Annotated in this window: 21 protein-coding genes, 1 tRNA gene and 1 pseudogene; 20 read left to right on the forward strand and 3 right to left on the reverse strand. The window is 65.3% G+C overall.

Annotated elements, in window-relative coordinates; all coding sequences use genetic code 11:
* Window positions 1–43 precede the first annotated feature (43 nt).
* The 6 genes and pseudogenes from eno to IPN92_05795 all read left to right on the forward strand — a co-directional run bounded on the left by eno (window position 44) and on the right by IPN92_05795 (window position 4,240).
* Entirely contained in the window at window positions 44–1,321 is a 1,278-nt protein-coding gene (eno, locus tag IPN92_05770; GenBank protein MBK8637806.1) for a phosphopyruvate hydratase, read from the forward strand.
* A 53-nt stretch (window positions 1,322–1,374) separates the two neighbouring features.
* A pseudogene (gene ftsB, locus IPN92_05775) lies at window positions 1,375–1,638 on the forward strand (cell division protein FtsB).
* Between the two features lie 460 nt (window positions 1,639–2,098).
* Window positions 2,099–2,806 carry a 2-C-methyl-D-erythritol 4-phosphate cytidylyltransferase gene (ispD, locus tag IPN92_05780; GenBank protein MBK8637807.1) on the forward strand — a complete coding sequence of 236 codons (708 nt, stop codon included), beginning with the start codon at window positions 2,099–2,101 and terminating at the stop codon, window positions 2,804–2,806.
* The gene (gene ispF / locus IPN92_05785) at window positions 2,800–3,291 is read left to right on the forward strand and encodes a 2-C-methyl-D-erythritol 2,4-cyclodiphosphate synthase (protein MBK8637808.1); all 492 of its coding nucleotides are present in this window, start codon (window positions 2,800–2,802) and stop codon (window positions 3,289–3,291) included. Before ispD ends, ispF begins: the two co-directional genes overlap by 7 nt.
* Window positions 3,288–3,911 (forward strand): HXXEE domain-containing protein, encoded by a 624-nt coding sequence (locus IPN92_05790; GenBank protein MBK8637809.1) that lies wholly within the window; start codon window positions 3,288–3,290, stop codon window positions 3,909–3,911. The genes ispF and IPN92_05790 overlap by 4 nt, the downstream gene beginning before the upstream one ends.
* A 95-nt stretch (window positions 3,912–4,006) precedes the next feature.
* Window positions 4,007–4,240 (forward strand): putative addiction module antidote protein, encoded by a 234-nt coding sequence (locus tag IPN92_05795; protein ID MBK8637810.1) that lies wholly within the window; start codon window positions 4,007–4,009, stop codon window positions 4,238–4,240.
* Between the two features lie 103 nt (window positions 4,241–4,343).
* On the opposite strand, the gene trxB is transcribed toward IPN92_05795, so the two are convergent.
* Window positions 4,344–5,300 (reverse strand): thioredoxin-disulfide reductase, encoded by a 957-nt coding sequence (gene trxB / locus IPN92_05800; protein MBK8637811.1) that lies wholly within the window; start codon window positions 5,298–5,300, stop codon window positions 4,344–4,346.
* A gap of 217 nt (window positions 5,301–5,517) precedes the next feature.
* On the opposite strand from trxB, the gene IPN92_05805 reads away from it, so the two are divergent.
* The 5 genes from IPN92_05805 to serS are packed head-to-tail and all read left to right on the forward strand — an operon-like array spanning window position 5,518 to window position 11,219.
* Complete coding sequence (locus tag IPN92_05805; GenBank protein ID MBK8637812.1) at window positions 5,518–7,986, forward strand: DNA translocase FtsK 4TM domain-containing protein; 2,469 nt, start codon at window positions 5,518–5,520, stop codon at window positions 7,984–7,986.
* Window positions 7,987–7,993: 7 nt separating this feature from the next.
* Complete coding sequence (locus tag IPN92_05810) at window positions 7,994–8,770, forward strand: methyltransferase domain-containing protein (GenBank protein MBK8637813.1); 777 nt, start codon at window positions 7,994–7,996, stop codon at window positions 8,768–8,770.
* Window positions 8,763–9,194, forward strand: a complete 432-nt coding sequence (gene rnhA, locus IPN92_05815) for a ribonuclease HI (GenBank protein MBK8637814.1) — start codon at window positions 8,763–8,765, stop codon at window positions 9,192–9,194. Before IPN92_05810 ends, rnhA begins: the two co-directional genes overlap by 8 nt.
* Before the next feature lie 25 nt (window positions 9,195–9,219).
* A complete protein-coding gene (dnaQ, locus tag IPN92_05820; protein ID MBK8637815.1) occupies window positions 9,220–9,942 on the forward strand; it encodes a DNA polymerase III subunit epsilon in 723 nt (240 codons plus the stop codon).
* A gap of 5 nt (window positions 9,943–9,947) precedes the next feature.
* Window positions 9,948–11,219, forward strand: coding sequence for a serine--tRNA ligase (serS, locus tag IPN92_05825; GenBank protein ID MBK8637816.1), 1,272 nt, complete (start codon window positions 9,948–9,950; stop codon window positions 11,217–11,219).
* Window positions 11,220–11,286: 67 nt separating this feature from the next.
* Here the strand turns inward: serS and IPN92_05830 are convergent, their stop codons facing one another.
* Window positions 11,287–11,472 (reverse strand): hypothetical protein, encoded by a 186-nt coding sequence (locus IPN92_05830; protein MBK8637817.1) that lies wholly within the window; start codon window positions 11,470–11,472, stop codon window positions 11,287–11,289.
* A 75-nt stretch (window positions 11,473–11,547) separates the two neighbouring features.
* Window positions 11,548–12,219 carry a Bax inhibitor-1/YccA family protein gene (locus IPN92_05835; GenBank protein ID MBK8637818.1) on the reverse strand — a complete coding sequence of 224 codons (672 nt, stop codon included), beginning with the start codon at window positions 12,217–12,219 and terminating at the stop codon, window positions 11,548–11,550.
* Between the two features lie 294 nt (window positions 12,220–12,513).
* On the opposite strand from IPN92_05835, the gene IPN92_05840 reads away from it, so the two are divergent.
* The 9 genes from IPN92_05840 (at window position 12,514) to IPN92_05880 (ending at window position 24,199) form a co-directional block, all read left to right on the forward strand.
* Window positions 12,514–12,603, forward strand: a tRNA-Ser gene (locus IPN92_05840).
* A 326-nt stretch (window positions 12,604–12,929) separates the two neighbouring features.
* Entirely contained in the window at window positions 12,930–13,496 is a 567-nt protein-coding gene (ahpC, locus tag IPN92_05845) for an alkyl hydroperoxide reductase subunit C (GenBank protein MBK8637819.1), read from the forward strand.
* Between the two features lie 98 nt (window positions 13,497–13,594).
* Window positions 13,595–15,154, forward strand: coding sequence for an alkyl hydroperoxide reductase subunit F (gene ahpF / locus IPN92_05850; GenBank protein ID MBK8637820.1), 1,560 nt, complete (start codon window positions 13,595–13,597; stop codon window positions 15,152–15,154).
* Window positions 15,155–15,269: 115 nt separating this feature from the next.
* A complete protein-coding gene (locus tag IPN92_05855; protein ID MBK8637821.1) occupies window positions 15,270–16,526 on the forward strand; it encodes a DNA repair exonuclease in 1,257 nt (418 codons plus the stop codon).
* An 8-nt stretch (window positions 16,527–16,534) separates the two neighbouring features.
* Window positions 16,535–20,011 carry an AAA family ATPase gene (locus IPN92_05860; GenBank protein MBK8637822.1) on the forward strand — a complete coding sequence of 1,159 codons (3,477 nt, stop codon included), beginning with the start codon at window positions 16,535–16,537 and terminating at the stop codon, window positions 20,009–20,011.
* Between the two features lie 100 nt (window positions 20,012–20,111).
* Complete coding sequence (locus IPN92_05865; GenBank protein ID MBK8637823.1) at window positions 20,112–20,924, forward strand: CbbQ/NirQ/NorQ/GpvN family protein; 813 nt, start codon at window positions 20,112–20,114, stop codon at window positions 20,922–20,924.
* Between the two features lie 79 nt (window positions 20,925–21,003).
* On the forward strand, window positions 21,004–23,133 hold the full coding sequence (locus IPN92_05870; GenBank protein ID MBK8637824.1) for a nitric oxide reductase activation protein: 2,130 nt from the start codon (window positions 21,004–21,006) through the stop codon (window positions 23,131–23,133).
* Between the two features lie 237 nt (window positions 23,134–23,370).
* A complete protein-coding gene (locus IPN92_05875) occupies window positions 23,371–23,745 on the forward strand; it encodes a hypothetical protein (protein MBK8637825.1) in 375 nt (124 codons plus the stop codon).
* A gap of 172 nt (window positions 23,746–23,917) precedes the next feature.
* Complete coding sequence (locus IPN92_05880) at window positions 23,918–24,199, forward strand: hypothetical protein (protein ID MBK8637826.1); 282 nt, start codon at window positions 23,918–23,920, stop codon at window positions 24,197–24,199.
* Window positions 24,200–24,307 lie beyond the last annotated feature (108 nt).

Here is a 24,307-nt window from a genome sequence, read left to right on the forward strand (position 1 = left end):
TTTTTTTCAAATTTTGGGGGTGATCCCCCTGGGGAGTTGCATCATGTCCGAGATCATCGACGTCCGTGCCCGGGAAATTCTGGATTCGCGCGGCAATCCCACCGTCGAGGCCGATGTCATCACCGCCGATGGCGCCGTTGGCCGCGCCGCCGTTCCCTCTGGCGCCTCCACCGGCTCCCGCGAGGCCCTGGAGCTGCGCGATGGGGACAAGAGCCGCTACCTGGGCAAGGGGGTGCGCAAGGCCGTGGCCCATATCGAGGGCGAGCTGAAACAGGCGGTGGTCGGCATGGAGGTCACCGACCAGGGGGGTATCGACCGGCGCATGATCGAACTCGACGGCACCGAGAACAAGGGCCGGCTCGGCGCCAATGCCCTGCTGGGCGTCTCCATGGCCGTGGCCCATGCCGCCGCCCAGGAAGAGACCCTGCCCCTCTACCGTTATCTCGGCCAGGGCCACTACCGGCTGCCGGTGCCCATGATGAACATCATCAATGGCGGCCAGCACGCGGACAACAGCGTGGACTTTCAGGAGTTCATGATCCTGCCCGTGGGCGCCCCCAGCATCCGCGAGGCGGTGCGCTATGGTGCCGAGGTCTTCCATGCCCTCAAGGCCGTGCTGAAGGGCCGGGGGCTCGCCACCTCCGTGGGCGACGAGGGGGGCTTCGCCCCGGACCTGCCCTCCAACATTGCCGCGGTGGAGGCGATCCTGGAGGCCATCGGCAAGGCTGGTTTCACGGCGGGCAAGGATATCTGGATCGGCCTGGATGTGGCCGCCTCCGAGTTCTACCAGGACGGCATCTATGATCTGGCCGGTGAGGGCCGCAAACTCGACGCCGACGGCGTGATCGACCTGCTGGAGGGCTGGGTCAAGCAGTACCCCATTCTGACCATCGAGGATGGCCTGGCGGAAGGCGACTGGGACGGCTGGAAGCGCCTGACCGAGCGCCTGGGCAACCGGGTCCAGATCGTCGGCGACGACCTCTTCGTCACCAACACCCAGATCCTCAAGCAGGGTATCGACCGGGGCATCGCCAACTCCATCCTCATCAAGGTCAACCAGATCGGCACCCTGACCGAGACCCTGGAGGCTATCGCCATGGCCCATGCCGCGGGCTACACGGCCGTCGTCTCTCATCGCTCGGGCGAGACCGAGGACACCACCATCGCCGACCTGGTGGTGGCTACCGCCACCGGCCAGATCAAGACCGGCTCCCTGTCCCGCTCGGATCGCGTCGCCAAATACAACCAGTTGATGCGTATCGAGGATCAGTTGGGCGCCGAGGCCGATTTTGCTGGCCGGTCGGCCTTCCGCTGGCTTTGAACCCGACCTGCCGGCGCCTGACCGGCGCCGGCGAAACCTGATTCCGGTCGCCCATGCGCATCCTGATTTTTGTCCTGCTGCTGTTGCTTGGCTGGCTCCAGTACCGCCTCTGGGTGGGCGAGGGCAGCCTGGCGGAGGTAGCCGCCCTGCGCCACGAGATCCTGGCCCAGGGCGAGGAATTGGAAAAGCTGCGCACCCGTAACCGCCGCCTGCAGGCCGAGGTGGAAGATCTACGCCAGGGCCAGGATGCCCTGGAGGAGCGCGCCCGCAGTGAATTGGGGATGATCAAGGAGGGGGAAATCTTTCTCCAGGTCATAGAGCCGCAAACGCCGATGCCCCTGGCTCGGGAAGAAGGCAAGGCCAGGTTCCCGGCTGGGACGGCCAAGGTTCCCCAGGCTGCCTCCAGCCTGGGCCCCACGCCGGCGACCAAGTCCGAGGCTAAGCCCGAGGCTAAGCCCGAGGCTAAGCCCGAGGTCAAGTCCGAGGTCAAGTCCGATTCGAAGCCCGAGGCCAAGTCCAAACCCGAGCCGAAACCGGCGTCCAAGCCCGAGGTTAAGTCGGGGACGAAGCCTGTATCCAAATCCGAGTCGAAGTCCTCACCCAAGCCCGAGGCGAAGTCGGCACCTAAGTCGGCACCTAAGCCGGAGTCCAAGCCCAAGCCCGAGGCAAAGCAGGCGCCCAAGCCTAGGTCTGAGTCGAAGCCCGCACCGAATCCCGAGTCCAAGCCGGCCGCCAAGCTCGAGTCCAAATCCCCGCCTATGTCCGAGTATAAGGCCGGTGACTGAAGCCGCCTGTTGGGCACTGATCCCCGCCGCCGGGGCCGGCCGGCGCATGGGCGCGGCCATCCCAAAGCAATACCTGGACCTGGCGGGTCAGCCGGTGCTCGAATACAGCCTGCGGCTCTTTCTGGACCATCCACGGATTCGGGGCCTGGCGATCGCCCTGGACGCGGCGGATGAGCGCTGGGAGGCACTGCCCTCGGCACATCATCCCGCCATAATCCGCGTCACCGGTGGCGCCGAGCGGTGTCATTCGGTCCTAAATGCCCTGGAGGCCTTGGCGGGGCGTGCCCGGGAGGACGATTGGGTGCTGGTCCACGACGCCGCCCGGCCCTGTCTTCGGCGCGAGGACCTGGATCTGCTCATCTCAACCCTGGAACATCACCCCGTCGGTGGCCTCCTCGGGGTCCCGGTCCGGGATACCATGAAGGCCGCGAACGCCCGTGGCGAGGTCTTGAACACCGTGTCCCGCGCGGGTCTCTGGCATGCCTACACGCCCCAGATGTTCCGCCTGGGGCCCCTGCGCCAGGCGCTGCGTCAGGCCATCGCGGCGAGCCAACTGGTGACGGATGACGCCAGCGCCCTGGAGATCGCCGGCTTCCAGCCCCTGCTGGTGGCGGGCCATGCCGATAACATCAAGATTACCCGCCCCGAGGACCTGGCCTTGGCTCATTTCCATCTGTTGAAACAGGGACGGCTATGCTGATTGGACAGGGTGTCGATGCCCATCGCTTCGGCCCTGGCCGACCCCTGGTGCTTGCTGGCGTCCAGGTGCCACACGACCAGGGACTGGAGGCCCATTCCGACGGCGACGTGGCCATCCACGCCCTCTGCGACGCCCTGCTCGGCGCCGCGGGTTTGGGCGATATCGGCCGCCATTTTCCGGATACCGACGCCGCTTACGCCGGGATCGACAGCCGTATCCTACTGCGCCGGGTTATGGCCTCCCTGGGGGATCTGGGCCTCGCCGTTCACAATGCCGACCTTACCCTCGTCGCCCAGCAACCCAGGCTGGCCGCCTACATCCCCGCCATGACCCTGACCCTCGCCACCGACCTTGGCTGCCCCCCGGCCCGCGTCAACCTCAAGGCCACCACCACCGAGCGCATGGGCTTCACCGGCCGCGGCGAGGGTATCGCCGCCTTCGCCGTGGTGCTGTTGCGGGAAAGGGGCGATGAGGGTCCACAATGAATTACCGAGTCGTCAACCGCATCTGGCAGTCGGCGACGCTTTTCCTCGCTCCGCCGCTCATCGTCCTCCTCCTCTGGTTCAGGCCTGCGATGGACCTCTACCAGTGGCTCCTGTGCCTGCACCTGCCTTTGCTCATGCTCCACGAGGCCGAGGAATACGTGCTTGCGCCCATTGGGTTCAAGGAGTTCTTCAATCTCAAGACCCCGTTTGGCTCGAAGACCGACCCCGACTTCCCGCTGGATGACGCCTACGTTTTCCAGGTCAACATCCTGATCGCCTACCCGATCGTGATCCTCGGCGCAATCCTTGCCGGGGTAGCGCCCTGGCTCGGTTTCTCGATGATCTGGTTCGAACTCATCATCAACAACGCGACGCACACGATCCTCTTCCAGGGGGCCAAGCCTTCCTACAACCCGGGGCTCATCACCAACTCCTTCCTGCTCTTGCCATACGGCATAATCACGCTGCTGGTGGCGACGGGGTTCTTCACCCCGCTCGACTGGGCACTCTCAGTCGTCATCGGCATCGGGATAGCCGCCATGCTCGGCCTCAAGACCCGCGGACGGCTGGCCAGGCTCAAGGGAAAACCTGGTTCAAACCACGGCATTGGCAAAGAATGAGGAAAATGGCCTAACTGCTCAAGTCTTTTCCCAAGGAGTAACCCACGGCCGAGATCACCCCCTTCGATGTTGCCGACTACCTGGATAGCGAGGAAATGATCGCTGAATACCTTTCCGTGGCAATGGAAGACCCTGATCCGGATCACTTCCTACAGGCCGTGGGAGCTGTTGCCCGCGCGCGGGGCATGACCCAACTTGCCAAAGACGCCGGAGTTTCTCGCGAAAGCCTCTATAAGGCCCTCGCGCCTGGCGCCAAGCCCAGGTACGAAACGGTATTCAAACTCATGCACGCCCTTGGTGTTCAATTCAAGGTTCAGGCTGTCCCCTGAATCTCAGAATAACTTTCCTCGTGAATCGCCCCAGAGATCGATCGCCAGAGGGGCACGGCGCTAGCAGGCCGTGCCCGGAACCCGTCGGTGAAGTAGCTAACGTTCAGCCTCCCAGGGCATCGAGAAATTTCTCCGCGTCCAGGGCGGCCATGCAGCCGGAGCCGGCGGAGGTGATGGCCTGGCGATAGACGTGGTCCATGACGTCGCCGGCGGCGAAGACGCCGGGGACCGAGGTGGCGGTGGCGTTGCCGTCGCTGCCGCTTTGGACCCTGATGTAGCCGTTGTGCAGTTCCAGTTGGCCCTCGAAGAGCTGGGTGTTGGGTTGGTGACCGATGGCGATGAAGACGCCCTGGAGCTCGATGTCCTGGGTGGCGCCGTCCTGGACATTGCGGACCCGCATGCCGGTAACGCCCGTGGGGTCACCCAGGACCTCGTCCAGGGTGCTGTTCCAGAGGATCTTGACGTTGCCGTGCTCGGCCTTTTCGAAGAGGTGCTGTTGGAGGATCTTCTCCGAGCGCAGGGCATCCCTTCGGTGGACCAGGATGACCTCGGCGGCGATGTTGGAGAGATAGAGGGCCTCCTCCACCGCCGTGTTGCCGCCGCCGATGACGGCGACCTTCTGATTGCGGTAGAAGAAGCCGTCGCAGGTGGCGCAGGCGGAGACGCCCCGGCCGCGGAATTCCTGCTCGGAGGGGAGGCCCAGATAACGGGCACTGGCTCCGGTGGCGATGACGAGGGCGTCGCAGCTATAGTCGCCGGCATCGCCGGAGATGCGGAAGGGCCGCTGGCTCAGGTCCACCTGGTTGATGTGATCCAGGATGATCTGGGTCTCGAAGCGCTCGGCGTGGCGGAGCATGCGCTCCATCAGGTCCGGACCCTGGACGCCGTCGGGGTCGCCGGGCCAGTTGTCCACGTCCGTGGTCGTCATCAACTGGCCGCCCTGTTCCATGCCCGTGACCAGGACCGGATGCAGATTGGCCCGGGCGGCATAGACGGCGGCCGTGTAGCCCGCGGGTCCGGAACCCAGGATCAGCAGGCGGCAGTGCTTATTGGCGTTCATGGCGGGACTCCTTGAATCTTGAGGGCAGGGCCGCCCCTGATAAGGGGTAGCGTTGACCTACATGTTACGGATGGACCCCTGTCGGGTAAAGGATGGTCGGTTGGACCCCGGGGGTCGGGTGAACCGGCTTGGCATGGGCGCAGTTTCCAGGCAGGATGGCGGCATCGGCTCAACCACCCCCGCCCCTATAATAGGGGGCTAAACGGAGGGAGTGAATTTGGCACAGGCGACTCGGGTCGGGCAACTGACCTTCAGTGATTATTTTCAGCGCGTGGTGCGCGAGGCCATCATGTGGTCTCTGTTCGCGGTCGCCCTCTTTCTGGCGGCCTGTCTGGTTTCCTATGCCCCCGAGGATCCGGGCTGGACCCACATCGAGCCGAGCAATCAGGTCCAGAATCTGGGCGGTCCCTTTGGGGCCTGGTTCGCGGACGTGGTCCTGTCGCTCTTCGGCTACTTTGCCTACCTGCTCCCCATCGCCATTGCCTGGACAGCCTGGCTGACCTTGCGCGGCATGGACGACGAGGCGGAGACGCGGGTGCAACGCCTGGCCCTGCGGCTGCTTGGCTTTGTGCTCACCCTGGGCGCCGGCAGTGCCCTGGCGGGTATCCTGCTGCAGGGCATTCCCGTCCCGCTCCCGAATGGCATCGGCGGTGGTGTCGGTCAGTTGGTCGGCGGCAAGCTGGTGGCCAGCTTTCACCCATCGGGTGCCTCCCTGCTATTGGCACCCCTCTTCCTGGCCGGGATCACCTTCTTTACCGGCCTGTCCTGGCTGGCGGTGCTGGATGGCATTGGCTGGCTGACCCTGCTGCTGTGGCGGGCAGCTAACCAGTTGGTGCTCTGGTTCATGCGGCCGCCAATCGAGAAGGCACCGGTGCGGGCCCGGGAGCCGGCGGCCGTCGCGCTTCGCGAACCCGAATTGATCGAGGAGGAGGCTCTGCTGGATGAGGAAGACCTGATCGAGCTGGCCCGGCCCCTGCCCGTGGAGATCGAGCCCCCCTGCGAACCACCGGTTAAAAGACCTCACGTCAAGCCGGAGGCCAAACCTCAGCCCAAGCCAGAAGCCAAAGCCCAGCCCAAGCCAAGCCTCAAGGCCACCCAACCCAGTATCCCCCTCCAGCCCCCCGAACTGCCCCAGGATAAGGCGGACGGGGCCGAGCTATTGCCCATGGCCCCTCTGGGCCTGGAGAGTGAGTTGCCGCCCCTGCTGCTCCTGGACGAGGCGCGCCGCAGCGGCAAGGGCTATTCCAAGGACCAGCTTGACGAACTCTCGCGCCAGGTGGAGATCAAGCTGGCGGACTTTGGCGTCACCGTCCAGGTGGTCGCCGTTCACCCAGGCCCCGTGGTGACCCTCTTCGAGATGATGCCCGCGCCGGGGACCAAGGCCAGCAAGATCACCGGCCTGTCCCGGGATATCGCCCGGGCCCTCTCCACCGTCAGTGTGCGGGTGGTCGAGGTGATTCCCGGCAAGTCCGTCATCGGCCTAGAGATCCCCAACAACTTCCGGGAGACGGTGGCCCTGAGCGAGATCCTGGGTTCCAGCGCCTATCAGGATGCCAAGTCGCCCCTGACCCTGTCCCTTGGCACCGATATCTCCGGGCACCCGGTGGTGGCGGACCTGGCGCGCATGCCCCACGCCCTCATCGCTGGCACCACGGGCTCGGGCAAGTCCGTGGCCCTCAACGCCATGATCCTCAGCCTGCTTTACAAGGCCGGACCCCGCGACGTGCGCCTCATCATGGTCGATCCCAAGATGCTGGAGCTATCGGTATACGAGGGCATACCGCACCTGCTCACGCCGGTGGTGACGGACATGAAGGAGGCCGCCAACGCCCTGCGGTGGTGCGTGGCGGAGATGGAGCGGCGCTACAAGCTGATGTCGCGGCTGGGGGTGCGCAATATCGGTGGTTACAACCGCAAGGTCGCCGATGCCCTGGCGGCGGGCCAACCTATCCTCGATCCCCTTTACAACCTGGCGCGGGAAATGCCCATGGACTCGCCGCCCGCCCTGGATCATCTCCCCTACATCGTCGTCATCATCGACGAATTGGCGGATATGATGATGGTGGTGGGCAAGAAGGTGGAGGAGCTTATCGCCCGCCTGGCGCAGAAGGCCCGCGCCTCCGGCATCCACCTGCTGCTGGCGACCCAGAGGCCCTCGGTGGATGTGCTGACCGGCCTCATCAAGGCCAACATCCCGACCCGCATGGCCTTTCAGGTGTCCTCCCGCATCGACTCCCGCACCATCCTCGACCAGATGGGCGCGGAGCATCTTCTCGGCAATGGCGATATGCTCTATTTGCCGCCGGGGACCAGCATCCCCTACCGTATCCACGGGGCCTTCGTCGATGACCATGAGGTGCATAAAATCGTTGAATTCCTGCGCGCCCAGGGCGAGCCGGACTATATCGACACCATCCTCATGGACATGGGCGATGGTATCCCCGGCATCGACCCGGAGCCGCGCCCGGGTGGCGACCTGGAGGATCAGGACCCCCTCTTCGACGAGGCGGTGCAGATCGTGGTGGAATCCCGCCGCGCCTCCATTTCCGGCGTCCAGCGCCGGCTCAAGATCGGCTACAACCGCGCCGCCCGCATGATTGAGGAGATGGAGCGCATCGGCATCGTGGGCGCGGCCGAGACCAATGGCAACCGCGAAGTCCTGGCGCCCCCGCCGTCGGGGGATTAAGCCTGATATGCCTTCGATAAGCATCAAGACCTGTCCCCAAGGGGTCGAACTGATCGCCCAGATCGAGGCCTGGTATGGGTCGAGCCTGGGGCGGGAGGTGGCGGCTCAGGAGGCGGCCTGCCTGGAGACGATGCTGGAAGGGATCTTTGGCCATTATCTCCTCCAGGTGGGTGGCGATGACGTCTTTCGCGAGGTGGTGGCGGGCAGCCATGTCCGCTACGCCATTTCGCTACCCCCCGCCTTTCATCGTGGCGGGCTGGGGATGCGGATCGCCGCCAGCCCGGAGATGATGCCGATCGCCAGCGATAGCCTGGATGCCGTCTTTCTGCCCCACAGCCTGGACTTCGCGGCCGATCCGCGTCAGGTGCTGGGGGAGGCCGAACGGGTCCTGATCCCCGAGGGGCGGCTCATCATTCTGGGCTTCAATGCCTTGAGCCCCTGGGCGCTCCTGCGCCTGGTGAGCCCCGGGCGAGTGCCCTGGTGTGGCCACTTTCTGACCCGCTACCGGGTGACTGAGTGGCTGTCCCTACTGGGTTTTGATCTGGAGATGCAGCGGATGTTGGTGTTTCAGGCCCCTTGGGGCGGTTCCCGATGGTGTTCGGGCAGTCTTCTTGACCGGGCGGGCCGCCACTTCTGGCCGGCCCTGGGCGGTGTCTATGCCCTGCGCGCCGTCAAGCGCGTCTCCACCCTGACGCCCCTGCGGCCTTCCTGGAAGACCCGCCGCAAGCTGCTGCCCGGCAACGCGGTAGAACCCACCACGCGCGGGTCCAGCCGCAATGTCTGACCCGGTTGAGATATTCAGCGATGGCGCCTGCAAGGGCAATCCCGGCCCCGGTGGATGGGGTGCCCTGTTGCGTTTCGGCGCCCTTGAGAAAGAGTTGTGCGGCGGCGAGTCCCATACCACTAACAACCGCATGGAGATGATGGCCGTCATTCAGGCCCTGGAGGCCCTCAAGCGGCCCATGCCCATCCGGGTCGTCACCGACTCCCAGTATCTGCGCCAGGGTGTCACGCAGTGGATGGCGCGCTGGAAGCGCAACGGCTGGCGGACCGCGAGCAAACAACCGGTCAAGAATCAGGACCTCTGGGAGCGCCTGGACCGGGCCCTGGCTGATCACCAGGTGGAGTGGCAGTGGGTCAAGGGTCATGCCGGGCACCCCGAAAACGAGCGCGCCGATGCCCTGGCCAACCAGGGCATCCCCCGCTGATGGTTCCCGAGGACGGTAGTTAACGATGCGTCAAATCGTGCTGGATACGGAGACCACGGGCCTGGAGCCGGCCGAGGGTCACCGCATTATTGAGATCGGCTGTGTCGAGTTGATGGAGCGCCGCCTGACCCGCCAGGACTTCCATTGCTATCTGCAACCGGATCGGGACGTGGAGCAGGGGGCGGTCAATGTCCATGGCATCACCAACGACTTTCTGCGCGATCAGCCGCGCTTCGCCGATATCGCCGAGGACTTCCTCACCTACATCCGCGACGCCGAGCTCATCATCCATAACGCCCCCTTCGACGTGGGTTTTCTGGATCACGAGCTAAAGCTCTGGCGCCCGGAAGCCCCGCGTATCGGTGACCTGTGCCGGGTTATCGACAGCCTGGCGATGGCGCGCCGCAGCCATCCGGGACAACGTAACTCCCTCGATGCCCTCTGCAAGCGCTACGAGGTCGATAACTCCCGTCGCGACCTGCACGGGGCCATGCTGGATGCGGAGATCCTCTCCCAGGTCTATCTCGCCATGACCGGCGGCCAGGTCAAGCTGGCCTTCGGGGGCCAGGGCGATCAGGGCCAGGAGAGCCATCGCCATCCCGTCCGCCGCCTCCCCGCCGACCGTCTGCCTCTGCCCGTGGTGCGGGCCACCGAGTCGGAACTCCATGCCCATCGGCAACGCCTCGCCGCCATCGACAAGGCCAGCGAGGGTCGCTGCGTCTGGCTCCGGTCATCCAACCCAGGTTAGTCATCATGCTGGATCCCCATTTGTTGCGCGCCGAGCTGACCTATGTCGCCGAGCAGCTCGCCCGTCGCGGAATCGCCCTCGATACCGGGCGCATCGAGGCCCTGGAGGCGCGCCGCAAGGCCATCCAGGTGCGAACTCAGGAATTGCAGAGTGAGCGCAACAGCCGCTCCAGGCTCATCGGCCAGGCCAAGCAGGCGGGTGAGGCGGTGGCGCCTCTGCTGGCCCAGGTCGCCGATCTGGGCGATCAACTCAAGGCGGCCGAGGCCGAACTGGCGGAGATCCAGAATGACCTGAGTCAGATCGCCCTGGGCCTGCCCAACCTGCCGCATGCCAGCGTGCCCGATGGCCGCGACGAGCGCGACAATCGCGAGGAGCGGCGCTGGGGCCAGCCCCGGGTCTTTGCCTTCGCGCCAAAGGACCATGTGGACCTGGGTGTCCCCACCGGCTGGATGGACTTCGACGTCGCCACCAAGCTCACGGGCTCGCGTTTCGTGGTCCTGAGCGGCCCCCTGGCGCGGCTGCACCGGGCCCTGATCCAGTTCATGCTCGACACCCATACCCGCGAGCATGGCTATGTCGAGGTCTATGTCCCCTATCTGGTCAATGCCGAAAGCCTCTATGGGACCGGGCAACTGCCCAAGTTTGAGCAGGAACTCTTCAAGGTGCCCGGCGAGAAGGACTTATACCTGATACCCACCGCCGAGGTGCCCGTGACCAACCTGGCGCGGGACCAGATCCTGGACGCGGCCGCCATGCCCCGCCGTTGGGTCGCCCATACCCCCTGTTTCCGCAGCGAGGCCGGCTCCTACGGCAAGGACACCCGGGGCATGATCCGTCAGCACCAGTTCGAAAAGGTGGAACTGGTCCAGATGGTGCGTCCTCAGGACTCCTTCGCCGCCCTGGAGGTTCTTACCGGTCATGCCGAGGCCATTCTCCAGAAATTGGAGTTGCCCTACCGGGTGGTGACCCTCTGCACTGGCGACCTGGGATTTTCCGCCACCAAGACCTACGACCTGGAGGTCTGGCTGCCGGGTCAGCATCAGTACCGCGAAATCTCCTCCTGCAGCAACTTCCAGGACTTCCAGGCCCGCCGTCTCCAGGCCCGCTGGCGCAATCCCGAGACCGGCAAGCCCGAGCTGCTCCATACCCTGAATGGGTCCGGTCTCGCCGTGGGCCGTACCCTGGTGGCGGTATTGGAGAATTACCAGGAGGAGGACGGCAGGCTGGGCATCCCCGCTGTCCTGCGGCCCTACATGGGCGGGGCGGAATTTTTGTAGGAGGAGGGCGGGGGAAAAGGGTCCCTGGTCAGGTTGGCCAGGGACCCGGTGATGGCTTGCGGGCCGACTAGCGCACCATGGCGATGAGCAGGACGACCAGCCCCACCACCAGCGCCAGGGGGAGAATGACCGCCTGCCAGTCACCCTTCTCGGCCTTGGGGCCATGCTCCTGCCACTGCTGGTAGGACCGCCAGGCATAAAAGACCATCATGCCCATGGCGGCGGCCGCGATGATTTTCAAAAAGAGGTCCATGATCGGGGTCTCGGTGGGCCACAAGAAAAACCCCGGCCGGGGCCGGGGTCAAGGTCAGACATCAAGCCGTCATCATCAGTCGTCGCTGCTCATGATCCCCAGGATCTGCAACAGGCTGACGAAGATGTTGAACATGTTCAGGTAGAGGCCATAGGTGGCCATGATGTAGTTGGTCTCACCCCCGTTGATGATGCGGCTGGTATCAAAGAGGATAAAGCCGCTCATCAGCAGGATGATGCCACCGGACACCGCCAGTGACAGGGCCGGCATGGCCAGGAAGATATTGGCGATGGCGGCGATAAAGACCACCATGATGCCGGCGAAGAGGAAGCCGCCCATGAAGCTGAAGTCCTTCTTGCTGGTCAGGGCATAGCCGGACAGGCCCAGGAAGATGAGGCCGGTGCCGGCGAAGGCGGTGGCGATGATCTCCGGACCCCGGGGCAGGGCCATGTACATCGTCAGGATGGAGCCCAGTCCCAGGCCCAGCAGGCCAGTGATGCCAAAGATGACGCCGATACCGGCGCTGGAATCGGCGGTACGGGGCAGCACGAACATGCCCAGCACCATGGCGCCGATCACCGAGACCAGGTACATCCAACTCGGCAGGGCCAGGGTCATGGAAACCAGGGCCATGACGGCACTGAAGGCCAGGGTGGCGGACAGCAACATGTAGGTGTTTTTCAACACCTTGTTAGCGGAAATGGCGCTCTGGGCGCCGCTCAGTACGGAGTATTGGGGGGTAGCCATTTGGCGTCTCTCCTGGGTTGTGAGTGGATCTGGAATCTGTCCAGCCTATGACAGTAAGCGATAAATGGAGTTCCGAAGGATACCGGTCCGGGTGGAAAAGGCAATTAAAGTCGCGTTGGCCTGGGGCGCCCCTTCCGGTATCCTTATCCCTGCCCGACATGTTGGGGGCTAGTCCGCTCCAATCCAAGCCGGGCCCCGCCAATCCCGGCAGGCGGGCGGAGTGGCCGACAGCGGTGGTCTTGAAAACCCGCGACAGGGTTTTGTAAGGACCCGCGACCCCGGTAAAAAGTCATGGGTGGGGTGCCAGAGCGGTTTATTGGACTGGTCTTGAAAACCAGCGAAGGGGAAACTCTTCCGTGGGTTCAAATCCCACCCCCACCGCCAAATCAAATGCTTAAGAGAATTACCTCCCTCCTCCCGCCTTAACGGCTATTGTCCGTATGTTTCAATCTCCGGGCTGGCGTTCGTTGCTGTCATCGGTTTTGGTCACGGAGACGAACGGTAGTACCTCAAAAGACCCATCGGTGGTCAGGGCCATCGGTACGCGCCATGCCCCCGCGGGAGACTGGTAGACCCCGAGGGGCTGGGGAGTGGTAATACATAGTCAACGCCTATCACCAGCATCGTAACAATCAATTGGCTGCCAGATCGGTGGGTATCTACCATGCACCCATCGTTTCTGATTAACCCCTCACCCACAGGTAGCCAGCATGCACTCCCTCATCAATACCGAAGTCCAGCCCTTCAGCGCCACCGCCTTCCACCAGGGCAAGTTCGTCGCCGTGTCCGCCGACGATCTGCAGGGCAAGTGGAGCGTGTTCTTCTTCTACCCCGCCGACTTCACCTTCGTCTGCCCCACCGAACTGGGCGACGTGGCGGACAAATACGCCGAATTCCAGAAGCTGGGGGTGGAAATCTACTCGGTCTCGACGGACACCCACTTCACCCACAAGGCCTGGCACGACAGCTCCGCGACCATCGGCAAGCTCAACTACCCCATGATCGGTGATCCGACCGGGGTCCTCACCCGCAACTTTGGGGTCATGATCGAGGAGGTCGGCCTGGCGGAGCGGGGCACCTTCGTCATCGATCCCCAGGGCAAGATTCAGATCATCGAGATTAATGCCGGCGGTATAGGCCGCGATGCCGCCGAGTTGCTGCGCAAGATCAAGGCCGCCCAGTACGTCGCGGCGCATCCGGGTGAAGTCTGCCCCGCCAAGTGGAAGGAAGGCGAGGCCACCCTGGCGCCGTCCCTCGACCTGGTGGGTAAGATTTAAGTCCGGTCGTAACCAAGACCCCGGCCCCCTCGCCGCCCCTGGGTTGCGAGGGTGATGCCGGGGTGATGCGCAACCCCGCTGTCATGGGAATTAAATCAATGCTCGACGCCAACATCCAAACCCAACTCAAGGCCTACCTTGAGCGCCTGCAACAACCTATTGAGGTGGTTGCCTCCCTCGACGACAGCGCCAAGTCTCAAGAGATGCGGGCGCTGCTGGAAGACATTGGGCCCCTGTCCTCGCAAGTCAGCATCCGCTACGACGGTCAGGATGTGCGCCGGCCCTCTTTCGCCGTTGGTCGTCCGGGAGAAACGGCGCGGATTCATTTCGCCGGCATCCCCATGGGGCACGAATTCACCTCCCTGGTATTGGCCCTTCTCCAGACCGGCGGTCACCCGCCCAAGGTCGAGCCCGCCGTCATTGAACAGATGCGCGCCTTGCCGGGGACCTTCCGTTTTGAGACCTTCATTTCCCTCTCCTGTCACAACTGCCCGGACGTGGTGCAGGCCTTCAATCTGATGGCGGTGGTCAATCCCGGCGTCAGCCACACTATGATTGATGGCGCCCTCTTCCAGAAGGAGGTCGATGACCGCCAGATCATGGCCGTGCCGACCGTCTTCCTGAATGGCGAACCCTTTGGTCAGGGCCGCATGACCCTGGAAGAGATCCTGGCCAAGCTGGATACTGGCGCCGCCGCTCGCGACGCCGAGCTGATCGCGGCCAAGCCGGCCTTCGATGTCCTCATCGTCGGGGGCGGTCCTGCCGGGGCTGCCGCTGCCATCTATGCGGCGCGCAAGGGCATCCGGACCGGGATAGTTGCCGAGCGTTTCGGTGGCCAGGTGCTCGATACCCTGGCGATCGAAAACTTTGTCTCGGTCAAGGAGACCGACGGCCCCAAACTGGTGGCCGGACTGGAACAACACGTCCGCGAATACGAAGTGGACATCATGAATCTGCAGCGCGCCGAGGCCCTGACGACCGGCCCCGACGGCCTGGCCGAGGTCCGGCTCGCCAGCGGCGCGACCCTCAGGAGCAAGACGGTCATCCTCTCAACGGGGGCCCGCTGGCGGGAGATGAATGTCCCGGGCGAACTGGAATACCGCGGGCGGGGCGTGGCCTACTGCCCCCATTGCGATGGCCCCCTCTTCAAGGGTAAGCGCGTGGCGGTGATCGGGGGCGGCAATTCCGGCGTGGAAGCGGCCATCGACCTGGCCGGCATCGTCGGCCACGTCACCCTCATTGAATTTGACCCAACCCTGCGTGCCGATGCCGTCCTGCAGAAAAAGCTGCACAGTATGACGAATGTCACGGTCGTCACCCGGGCCCTGACCACCGAGGTGACGGGCGACGGCGAGCGGGTCAATGGCCTGGTCTATCAGGACCGGGCCAGCGGCGCCGCGCACCGGCTGGATCTGGAAGGCGTCTTTGTGCAGATCGGCCTGCTGCCGAATACCGACTGGCTCAAGGGCAGGCTCCAACTCTCCCCCCGGGGCGAGGTCGAGATCGACAACCGGGGCCAGACCTCGCTGCCGGGGGTCTTCGCGGCGGGCGACTGTACTACGGTACCCTTCAAGCAGATCATCATTGCCATGGGCGATGGGGCCAAGGCCTCGCTGGCGGCCTTTGACTACCTGATTCGGGGCTCGGCGCCCGCCTGAGGGGCTGGGATTTGGATGATGCCGCAGGGAGGGCCGGTCGAGAAAGCCTTATATTGGGGGCGGCGACCGCCCACGGATACGTTAGACCACCCCCTGACATCTCTCCAGGACCCTCATGAGATTCATCCACGCCGCCGACATCCACCTGGACAGCCCCCTCACGGGGCTGTCCGCTTACCCGGACGCCCCCGCGGACCGGCTGCGCACCGTCACCCGCGAGGCCTTTGGCCGGCTGGTGGATCTGGCCCTGGAGGAGGCGGTGGATTTCATGGTCATCGCCGGCGATCTCTACGATGGCAACTGGAAGGACGCCAATACCGGTCATTACTTCTGTCGGGAGATGGGGCGGCTGAACCGGGCCGGCATTCCCGTTTATCTGCTCCATGGCAACCACGATGCCGAGAGCGAGATGACCCGGAAGCTGACCCTGCCGGACAATGTCCACACTTTTGAGAGCCGCAAGGCCAGCAGCTTCCGGCTCGACACCCTCAAGGTGGCCCTCCATGGTCGCGGTTATCGCGAGGCGGCGACCTTGGAAAACCTGGCCGCGAGCTATCCACCCCCGGTGGCCGGCTGGCTCAATATCGGCGTCCTGCACACGGCGCTGGAGGGCTATGCCAGTCACGCCCGCTATGCCCCCTGTAGCCTGGCGGAACTCACCGCCAAGGGCTATGACTACTGGGCCCTCGGCCATGTGCACGAGTTCGCCATCCTGCACCGCGACCCTTGGGTAGTGTTTCCCGGCAATCTCCAGGGGCGTCATAGCCGGGAGACCGGGGAGCGCGGTGCCCTCCTGGTCACCGCCGATGAGGCCGGTATCAAGACGGTCGAGCGGCTGGCGGTGGCGGTCCTGCGATGGGAACGGCTGGAGCTGGACGTTGCGGCGGACGCCACCCTGGAAGAGGTGGTACGCCGGGTGGGCCGGGCCTTCGAGGGCCTCATCGCCACCACCCCGGAACACCTCTATCTGGCCGTTCGCCTGGTCCTGCGGGGCCAGACCGCCGCCCATGGCGAGCTTTTCGGTCTGGCCGCCCACCTGCGGGAAGAGGTTTTGGGCCAGGCGGCGGCCCAGGGCCTTGACCGGCTGTGGGTCGAAAAGGTGTGCCTGGAGACCCGGCCCCCACGGGACGCGGCCCTCCTGAGCGCCCGGGGAGATGCCATCGCCGACCTCCAGGCCTTTCTCGCCGCGGCCCCGGACGACCCGGACCTCCTCAAGGCTCTGCTGGACGATCTGCGCCCCCTGGTGGACAAGGCCCCCCGGGAGCTCCTCGCGGCTCTGCCGGAACTGGAGGCCATCCGCCAGGGCGAGGTGGCGGATCTCATCAGGGCGGTGACGCCGGATCTGCTGGCCCATCTGGGCCGGGCCCGGTGAGGCCGACCATGCGTATCGCCCGCTTCGATCTTCTGCGTTACGGTAAATTCACGGACCGGTCTCTGACCCTGCCGCGGGCCGACCAGGATTTTCACTTTATCGTCGGTCCCAACGAGGCCGGCAAGTCCACCCTGCGCGCGGCTATTCAGGACCTGCTGTTCGGCATCGAGACCCGCTCGCGCTTCAACTTTCTGCATCCGCATCACGAGATGCGCCTGGGGGCCCGCCTGGAGCGCGAGGGCGGTCAGGACGCCGGGCCACTGGATTTCATCCGCCTCAAGGCGCGCACCAACACCCTCAAGACCCCCGGGGGCGCCACCCTGCCGGAGGAGGCCCTGAGCCCCTTCCTCGGCCAGGTGGACCGCCATTTCTTCGACCAGATGTTCGGCCTCGATCATCAGCGGCTGGTGGCGGGCGGGGAGCAGATCCTCAATGCCTCCAACGATATCGGCCGCATCCTCTTTCAGGCGGCGGCGGGGATCGGCGGCCTGGGGGAGATTCGGGAGCAACTGGAACAGGAGGCCGACCGGCTCTGGAGCAAGCGCAAATCCGATAACCGCGAGTATTACCAGGCCAGCGCCCAACTGGAGCAGGCCAAGGCCGATCTGGACCGGGCCACGGTGCGCGCCAAGGATTGGCTGGCGGCGCGGGAGCGGGTCGGGGACTTGCAGGCGGACCTGGAGAGGACTAGCGCCGGTTGCCAGGTCCTGGAGCAGGAACGCGACCGCCTGCAACGGGTGTGGCGCATCGCCACTCCCCTGGCCAACCTCCGGGACCGGGAGGAGCGGTTGGCGGTCCTCGGCGCGGTCCCGACCCTGCCGGAGGAGGCCGGCGCCCAACTGGCCCGGGCCGAACGGGATATCGCCATGGCTAGCCAGTCCCTGCAACTCCACGAGGCCCAGGTGGTGGACCTGACGGCACGGCGGGATGCCTTGCACCCAGACCCGGCCATCCTGGAACGTGCCACCGAGATCGCAGCCCTCGCCGAACAGCGCCAGCGCCTCGGCAACCACGAGCGGGATATTGGCCGGCGGCTGGAGGAGGTCCGGGTGCTGTGGCAGCAGGTTCAGAACGGTGCCCGGCAACTGGGCTGGCCCGATGAGGACGAGACGGCCCTTGGCCAACGGCTGCCGGGCCGGCTGGTGCGCTCGGCTATCAATGAGCTGCTGCGTCGGCATGAGGCCCTGGCCCAGACCCTCGCCAGCGCCGAGGAGACGATTCGCGCTCGCCAGCGGGAACTCCAGGTGATCGATGCCGATCTGGTCGCACTGCCGGGTACCCAACCGCCGCCGGCCTTGCCCAAGGCCCTGGTGGCGGCCCGGGACCTGGGCAATATCAGTGTCCAGCAACTGCAACTGGACGGCCAGGTGGCGCGGCTGACCCGCGACCTGGACCGGGCCCTGCTGGCCTTGGGCGAGGGGCACCCCGCCCTGGACCATTTGAGCAGCCTGGCGTTGCCCGCCCCCCGGGAGATCACCGACATCATCCAGTGGCGCGCCACCCTGGAGTCCAGCGCCGCCAAGCTGGCCGATGGCCTCCGGGAGCTGCGGGCCGAGGTGGGGCGGCTGGAGCTGGAAACCCGTCAATACCAGGCGACTCACAAGCCCGTCACCCTGGCGGAGGTGCGGGAGCGGCGTGCCCAGCGGGACGCCACCTGGGGAGGCATCAAGGCCGGGGCCCTGGCCCTGGCCGAAACCGCCGACCGCTTCGAGCAGCAGATCGCCAGCGCCGATGTCCTGTCCGATCAGCGCCACGACAAGGCCCAGGAGGCCGCCGGGCTCCAGGCCCGCCTTGATCGCCTGGAGCAACTGCTGCAACAACAACGGGACCTGGAGGCATTGGTCCAGGAGAATGACCGGGACCTGACGGCTCACCACCAGGATTGGGAACGGCAAATCGCCCATATTGGCCTGCCCGGGTTGCCCTTGGCGCGCGTCGAAAGCTGGCGGGCGGCCCGGGAGCGGGTCCTGCGGGCGGTGGAGGCCCTGGAGGAGGACCGTGCCGGCCGCGATGCCTTCGGGCGGCGGGTTACCGCGGCGAGCCAGGCCCTCGCGCGGGCCCTGGGCACCCTGGCCCCGGATGGGGAGTCCCAGGGCCTCGCCGCCCTCCTGCCGCTGGCCGAGGAGGTGGTGACGAGCGCCCGCCAGGCCGCGGACAAGCGCGAGCTCCTCGCCAACCAGAAGGTCCGCGCCCTGGCTACCCTGGCCGAAAACCGTCAGCGGCGCGAGGAGGCCCATCAGGCCATGGCGGCCTGGCGATCGGAATTGCAGCAGAACCTCGCCCTCGCGCATTTGCCACCCGATACCCCTCTCGGCGCCTTGCAAGAGGCGCTGGACCTATTCGCGGAGATGCACCGCGATCTGGAAAAGATTCGTGAGCTGCGCGTCAACCGCATCGACATGATGCGGCGGGATTTAGCGGACTTTGCCGGGACCGCCCAGACCTTGGCCCGGGGCCTGGCCCCGGAGCTGGCCCCGGAAGCCGCCGACGGCATTGCCCTGGCCCTGGCGCGCCGCCTCCAGCAGGAGACCGCCGCCGCCCAGGACCGTGACCGACTCCAGGCGGCCTTGACCCAGGCGACCGGGGAGGCTCAGGCAGATCGCGCGCGCCTTACGGTTGCTCAGGCCACCCTGGACCCCCTGCGGCAGCGCTTACCCCCGGGGGCCGACCTGGAGATCCTGCGGGAGGCCATCCGACGCTCGGATCACCAGCGCCAACTCGGTACCGAGCGCGATCAGTTCCATGAGCAGCTCTTGAAGGATGGGGACGGGCTAGACCCTGGCGCCCTGGAGGCGGAACGGGCCGGTATTGATGTCCTGGCCATCCCGGCCCGTGTGTCGGCACTCCGGGAGGAAATTGAACAACTGGTCAGCCAGCAGAATCAGCGGACCGCGGACCTGAGGCTGGCCGAGGCCAATCTGGCGCGGATTGCCGGCCAGGACGAGGCCGCCCAGGCAGAGGCCCGGCGGCAGGAGGCCCTGGCGCGCATGGGCAATGCCGTTGAGCGTTTCGTTCGCGTCCATACCGCCGCCAAGCTGCTGCGCTGGTCCATCGAACGCTTTCGGGAACACAAGCAGGGACCCCTGCTGGCCCGGGCCAGCGCTATCTTTCGGGGCCTGACCGGCGGGGCCCTGGAGAGGCTCCAGGTGGACTATGACATCCAGCCTCCGACCCTGTTGGGTCAACGTCCCAATGGGGCCAGGGTCCACATCGAGGGCATGAGCGAGGGCACCCGCGACCAGCTCTATCTCGCCCTGCGCCTGGCCGCCCTGGAGCTGCATCTGCGACAGACCCCGCCCCTGCCCTTCATCGCCGACGACCTCTTCATCAACTACGACAATGGCCGCGCCCGCGCCGGCTTCGCTGCCCTGGCCGACCTGTCCCGCCTGACCCAGGTCATCTTCCTCAGCCACCACCACCACTTGGTGGAACTGGCCAGCGAGGTCTTCGGGGGAGACTTGAATGTCCTGGATCTGGAGGTGTGAGGGCAGGGCGGCTAGGGTCGGCAAAGCTAAAAAGCCGGTTTGTTCGTATATAATCGCCTCGCCCCCACCTGGCCCACCTCTCTTGACGACACCCTGCCGCATGGAAAGTACCCAGTCTCCCACCGAAACGCATTTCATTACCCAGGAACCCTATTACGAACCTGTTGGCAATGAAGTCACGATGTTCGAGGCCGCCTATGCCAACCGCCTGCCGGTGCTGCTGAAGGGGCCGACCGGCTGCGGCAAGACCCGCTTCATGGAATACATGGCGTGGCGCCTGAAGCGACCCCTCATTACCGTCTCCTGCCACGACGACCTTACCACCTCCGACCTGGTGGGCCGCTATCTGGTCAAGGGCGGCGAGACCACCTGGGTGGACGGGCCCCTGACCCGCGCCGTGCGCGCTGGCGGCATCTGCTATCTGGATGAAATCGTCGAGGCGCGCAAGGACACCATGGTGGTGATCCATCCCCTGGCGGACGACCGCCGTATGATGCCCATCGAGAAGCTCGGCCAATTGCTGGAGGCCTCCCCCGACTTCTGCCTCGCCATTTCCTACAACCCCGGCTACCAGAGCGTGCTGAAGGAGCTCAAGCAATCGACGCGGCAGCGCTTCGTGGCCCTGTCCTTCGATTACCCCAAGCCCGAACTCGAAGCCAGGATCATCCGCCATGAAACGGGACTGGACGAATCCGCCACCGCCAAACTGCTGAAGTTGGCGGAAATGACGCGTAATCTCAAGGGCAATGGCCTGGAGGAGGGCGCCTCCACCCGCTTATTGGTCCATGCCGGCAAGCTCATCGCCCAAGGCGTGGAGCCGCGCGCCGCCTGCCAGGGCGCCGTATCGCTGGCGCTGACCGATGACGAAGACCTGATCGCGGCGGTCAATGAACTGATCGCCGCCCTCTTCTGAATGGGCGGCACCCCTCTAGCGGCCTTCCCGCTCGAGCCCCGTGGCGGCGCCTGCCGGGTTGGCCGCGAGGGGCCGCCCCGTGCGGATTAGCCCGCCTCTCGCCGGAGAGGAACTCACCCGGCGGCTCGAAACGGCCTTCGATGTGGAATTCACCTTCCACAAGGTCGGCCATCTGGTCGATATCCTGGCGCCCCTGGACCGGGACACCCAGGACTTCATCCTCGATCTGGTCGATCGCATCGCCAGCACCAACATCCAGATCAGCTATGAATTTACCCGCCGGGTGGTGGCGGCCCTCGACCGCCTGGACCAGCGCGTCATCGAAGCCTGGGCCGTGCATGCCATGGACACCTATGATCAGGTCGGCTTGCGTCCGGCGCTCGAGGTGCTGTTCAAGGTCGATGACTTCCTAACCCACGCCCATGCGCGGGCCGCGGGTGCCTTCTTCAACGAGGTCCAGCCCGTCCTCTCCAGCTTTCTGTGCGGACTGTCCGGGCGCCGGCTGGATCTGAAAGAGGGCGAGCAGGTCTATACCGACAGCGAACGCCTCTTCCTGCCCAACGTCATGGCCCTGATGGAGAGCGAGGCGGACAATTTTCTGCTCTGCAAGGCCCAGGTCACCTTCATGTGGGCCCAGACACGCTTTGGCAGCGCGCGCGTGGATTTCGCCGCGGTCCTCGCGCGCTTTCCCGATCCCGACCAGGCCCTGGCGGCCTTCCAGGCCCTGGACAGCCTGCGCCTGGATATCTGCCTGGCGCGCGAATTGCCCGGCTTGTGGCGCGACATGCAGGGCCTCTCGCACCGGCATGGTGACACGGCCCTTCCCGCTGGCTGGCGGTCCTTCGCGGCGGCCTTGAACCGCAACCCCGCCGTCCCCGAGACCGCCCTGGCGCTGCTGGATACCGCCTATGTCCTCGAACCGCCCGCCGCCCGCATCTATCAGGCCCGGCTCAATCCCCCGGCGATTGCCGCGGCCCGGCAGGCGCGCCTGGAGCGGGAGACCATCCTGCTGCGTGTCAAGCTGGCGAAACTCGCGGAAGAGCAGCGGCGGAAGGCCCCACCCGTCCCCCTGGACCCGTCCGAGGAGCGGCAGGCCCCGCCGCCAGCGCGATTCGAGGCCAAGCCGGATGGCCTGGGCTGGGAACTGACCCTGGATGACCAGCCCATCGCCCCGCCGGAAGACGTGAGGCAGTTGCTCACCTCCGTCGTCCTGGACTGGGGCGAGATTCCACCCGAGATGCTGGTCGCCGCCGGTGATGGCGAATACGACGCCGCCCGCTATGAGGTCAAGGATAAGGACCCCAACGAGGTTTGGCAGGGCACCTATCACCTGGAGGGCGCGCACCTCTATCAGGAGTGGGATTTTGCCCGCCAGCACTACCGGAAGAACTGGTGCGTGCTGCGCGAGATCGACCTCGAGCCCGGCGATCCGGGTTATGTGGCGGAGGTCATCGCCAAGCACCAGGGCCTGGTCAAGCACCTGCGCCGCACCTTCGAGGCCATGCGCGACGAAAGCCGGTTATTGAAGCGCCAGGCCCAGGGCGATGACGTGGACATCGACGCCCTGGTGGAGGCGCTGGCCGATGCCCGGGACGGGCGCGAAATGAGCGAGCAGCTCTTCATGCAGCGGCACCGCGCCGACCGCAACCTGGCGGTGATGTTCATGGTTGACATGAGCGGCTCCACCAAGGGGTGGATCAATGACGCGGAGCGCGAGTCCCTCGTCATGCTGTGCGAGTCCCTGGAGACCCTGGGCGACCGCTATGCCATCCATGGCTTTTCGGGCACCACCCGCAAGCGCTGCGAGATCTACCGCATCAAGACCTTCGATCAGGCCTACGACGCCAGCGTCAAGGCGCGCATCGCCGGCATCGTGCCGCGGGAATACACCCGCATGGGGGTCGCCATCCGCCACCTGTCCAGACGGCTGAACGAGGTCGAGGCCAAGACCAAACTCCTCATTACCCTCTCCGATGGCAAACCCGACGATTATTTCGACAGCTACCGTGGCCAATACGGCATCGAGGATACGCGGCAGGCCCTGTTCGAAGCCCGCCGTAGCGGTATCCACCCCTTCTGCATTACCATCGATCGCGAAGGCAAGGAATACCTGCCGCACATGTATGGCCACGCCAACTGGGTGGAAATCGACGAAGTGCGCAAATTGCCCCTGAAAGTGGCTGACATTTACCGGCGGCTGACCACTTAGAACAAAGACACCACCCAATCCGTGCGCCTGGCGCCAAGCGAAGCACCCCATGCGGGCAACTTATGGCAAGAAAGTTTTACTGGTCGATGGCAGCAAAAAGCCCTAAACCGACTACTGTGTGATTGTTGCGAGGCCGTGGCGGGGGTCGAGACTGAGACCGCCGGGTCTCTGGCGGAGGTCATGGCCAGCATCAAGTTCGACCCCGATCGGTAGTGGGTCCGCAGTGAGAACGCCCCCGTGCAGATCATCAAGGTGCAGGGCGAGGTCCGCGGCCACCTCGGTGCCCCCCACACTAAGCGCACGCTCAAGCCAGGTATGACGCTGTATGCCGGGGATGACCTGGAAACCGGCAAAGATGCCAACGCCACCCTGCAGTTCGCCGACGGCACCCGTCTTCTGGTGCGGGAACGGAGCCGCCTCCAACTGGTCTCCGCGCGCCTGATCGGCGGTGAGGTTTCCGATGCCGAGGTGCTCCTCGAGGAACGCCGCTCAGAATCCCAAGCCAACCCCGACAAACAGTGCCTAAGGCCATCCGCTACCGGGTCCAGGTGGCACCGAGCGCATCCTTCGAAATCCTGCTCCAGGACCGTATCACCACCGAGCCTTCGGTGAAGTTCACAAGAGTGCCCGACGGAGATTGCTTCCTGCGGGTAAGGCCGGTGGATCGGGACGGGATCGAGGGTCTCGACAGTCAGCGGGGACTCAAGGTCGACGCCCAACCCAACCCCCCTTCAGCCAAAGCCCCACCCAGGAGTTCGCGGCCCCGGAGATCGAGGGGCAGAGCATGACCTTCCGCTGGCGCGGCGAGCCCAACGAACGGTTCGAGGTGGAGTTGGTCGAGGATCGGGGCTTCGACCACTCGGTGCAGCGGGTGGGGGTGACCACGAACGAGGCGACCTTCCAAAAACCGCTCTTCGGTGTTTACTACCTGCGAGCCCGCGGGTTTGACGCCGATAACCAGTCCGAACCCTGGAATCCGCCGCAGAGGATCGATCTATCCCCACCGTCGTGGGTATTTCCTGCCATCGGGATGGCCGCCTCCCTGCTCCTGCTCTTCTGGCCGTGAAAAGCCAGCCCTTCCAGAGCCAACCGCCGATGCCCCGGCTGGCGTAAGCCTGCCTGGGAGACCTGAACAGTTACGGTGGACCCAGGAGCTTGTCCAGGCAGCGGTAGC

The organism is Chromatiaceae bacterium (assembly GCA_016714645.1).
In the GTDB taxonomy this organism is placed as follows: domain Bacteria; phylum Pseudomonadota; class Gammaproteobacteria; order Chromatiales; family Chromatiaceae; genus M0108.